The 3031-nt window shown below is 53.7% G+C and carries 2 protein-coding genes; both read right to left on the bottom strand.

Annotation, left to right across the window (positions count from 1 at the left end; all coding sequences use genetic code 11):
* Positions 1–25: 25 nt before the first annotated feature.
* Positions 26–1846 (bottom strand): S9 family peptidase, encoded by a 1821-nt coding sequence (locus A918_RS0118715; protein WP_022712529.1) that lies wholly within the window; start codon positions 1844–1846, stop codon positions 26–28.
* Between the two features lie 27 nt (positions 1847–1873).
* Positions 1874–2827: a prolyl aminopeptidase gene (pip, locus tag A918_RS21095; RefSeq protein WP_022712528.1), complete on the bottom strand. Its 954-nt coding sequence runs from the start codon at positions 2825–2827 to the stop codon at positions 1874–1876.
* Between the last annotated feature and the right edge of the window lie 204 nt (positions 2828–3031).

Here is a 3031-nt window from a genome sequence, read left to right as displayed (position 1 = left end):
CCCCCCCCCTGACCCCGTGTTGTCTTTACAGGTTTTCGTCGATGAAACGTCCCAGCGCATCAAACACTGTGTGGCGGTTTTCAATGCGTGCAAAACCATGGCCTTCATGCGCAATACGCAGAATTTCCACCGGCTTGCCCAAGCCGCGCAGGCAGGAATAAACCATCTCACTTTCGCAAGGCGTTACGCGCGGATCTTCCAGCCCGTGCACCACCATCAGCGGTGCTTGTACTGCTGCCATTTTATGAATTGGCGAGAAGCGCTCCAGCGCATCTTTCATCGTCGCCACATCACCATATTCCACTTCGCGCAGAACTTTGCGCCACGGGCCGGTGGTCTCCATCAGGGTCAGGAAATTGGCGATGCCGTAATATTCTACGCCGAGTTTCCACAAATCCGGATATTCGGTAAGTGCAGCCAACACCATGAAACCGCCATAAGAACGACCGAACACGCCGATACGGCTGTCATCAACATCCGCACGATTGCCGACAGCCAGACGCACGGCTTTGAGATCAGCCACGCTGTCCATGCGCAATTCGCGGTCATCAAGATGCTGATAAGGGCGGCCATAACCGGTACTGCCGCGAATATTCGGCGCAATCACCATGATGCCGCGTGCCAGCATATATTGAATATCGGCGCGGAAATCCGGCTTCCACTGGGCTTCAGGGCCACCGTGAACAATAATCATCACCGGATAGCCGCTTGCAGGCGCAGCAACAGTTGGCTGATAGACGAAGTAAGGAACATCCAGTCCGTCAAAGCTCGCAACACTGGTCACAGTCGGTTCAATAAAGTCCGGCAGAGCGGTTTTTGCCTTTGGTGCATCGGTCAGACGGCTATAGGTGCCTGTAGCCACCTCACAGCGCCAGATATCACCGGAGGTTGCCGCACCTTCCGCAGGCATCACCAGCGCCACACCATCCTGCGTCCATGCCACAGACGCAATCACGCATGGCATCGGCGTCGGCAGAGATTTCTGCACTTTGCCCTGACGATCAATGATAACGATCTCGCTCCAGCCCTGACGGTTCAGCACCAGCGCCACGCTCTGCTGATCCGGCGCAATGGCCAGCGCTTCCACATCCTGTTTTTCAAAACCGGCAATTTCAACAAGTTCATTGCTGTCATGGGCTTTGAACATCACACTGGAATAAGCACGTCCCTGATCGGAAATCAGCAGAATACCGGAATCATCCTTGAGGAATTTTGCAGCCTGATAGGAAGCGCGTCCCTGATGCGGCAGCATATCTTCATAAGCACCAGTTGCCAGATCGAGACGGCAGAAATTCTGATCCGTCATGGCGCGGGTACAGTCATTGACCAGCAGTGCTGCACCATCCGGTGTGAAAGCTGCCGGAGTGCGCCAGCCGGTGCCCTGATAAACACATTTGGCTTCACCTGTCGCAACCGTCATCACATAGAGATCCATGTGGGTGCGGTCACGATAATTGGCGGAATAGGCAATCTGCGTGCCGTCCGGTGACCAGCAGCCCCAGCCATGTACCACAGTTGCGTCAGTGGTCAGCTTACGCGGCTCACCTTCCGCATTTTCAATCAGCCAGAACTGATGACGCTCATCACCACCCCAGTCGGTACTGATCAGCAGGTCACGGCTTTTTGGATTGAAAGACAGTGTGCCGACAGGTTCCGGCAGATTGGTCAGCTGCTTCGCTTCGCCACCGGCCAGCCGCTTGATCCAGACCTGTGCGGTGCCGCTTGCATCGCTCAAAAATGCCAGCAATTCGCCATCAGGTGAGATGGCCGGTTTTACGGCTTTGCGGATCTCCGTATAGGAGGACATCGCAACGGCGGAAGGATCGGATTTCAGTGTATCAAACATGAAGCTGCCCGTTATTTTAAAAGAAAATTATGCGTGAACCGGTGCTTTGACGGCCTTAGCCAGACGCTCGGAAGCATCGGCAAGAGCGCCAGCCATAGGGCCGGTTGTCGACTGATGATTAGACAGAGTAACAATGGTGAAATTGGCTTCCGGCCATGCGGTTTTCAGCTTCCATGCTGTCACCATCGGGGTCACGGTATCATAACGCCCCTGCACAATTTCTGCAGGCAGATGGCGGATACGGTCGAGATTATCCAGCAGTGCATTGGCAGGCATGAAGGCACCGTTCATGCAATAATGCGTGAAAATGCGCGAAACAGCTAAAGCCGCATCACTCTGCAACAAGGTCGAGACGTGCTCGGCGCTTGGTTCCAAAGTCTGAGTGCGCGCAGAGAAACCGCGCAGGCTCTGTGCCGCTGCATGTTCTACCGCCGGATCACCACAGGTCAGACGCTTGTAATAGGCGCTCAAGAGATCGCCGCGCTCATCTTCAGGCACAAATTCTGCAAACTCCTGCCAGTAATCAGGAAAAATCGTTCTGGAACCGTGGAACCACCAGTCACTGTCTTCGCGATCACCAAGGAAAATCCCGTGAATACGGAAACCAAGACAGCGCTCCGGATGGGCCTGACCATAGGCCAGTGACAGGCAAGAGCCCCACGAACCGCCGGCAACCAACCAGCGCTCAATGCCAAAATGCTCGCGAATGCGTTCAATATCTTCAATCAGATGCTGCGTGGTATTTTCGCGCAATTCTGCAACAGGGGTCGATTGTCCGGCACCGCGCTGATCAAGTGTAATCACGCGATAGGTATCAAGATCAAAGCTGGCAATCTGCTTGGCCGATACACCGGCGCCCGGCCCGCCATGCAAAAACACAGCCGGAATGCCATCCGGATTGCCGTAATCATAAACCGCAATTTCATGGATATCGCTGACTTTCAGACGAAAGCTGTCACGCGCCTGACGCAATTCTGCCACGGCCCATCCTCCTGCTGCTGTTTATTGAAACAGCACTCCGTTCACCACTCTTGCGTCTGAATTGATTTGCCTCTTTGCGGCATTTATTTTTTAATTTCAGACGTGAAATTTATAGGCAGTGAACAGCTTTCAAGGCCAATGCAATTTCCGACTACCTATACCAAAACGGAATAGTTTTGTTCAACATTGCATAAAATTCCTCAA

The sequence above is a fragment of the Pseudochrobactrum sp. AO18b genome, assembly GCF_000409565.1.
GTDB lineage: Bacteria > Pseudomonadota > Alphaproteobacteria > Rhizobiales > Rhizobiaceae > Pseudochrobactrum > Pseudochrobactrum saccharolyticum.
This window is presented reverse-complemented; position numbering and strand designations above follow the sequence as displayed.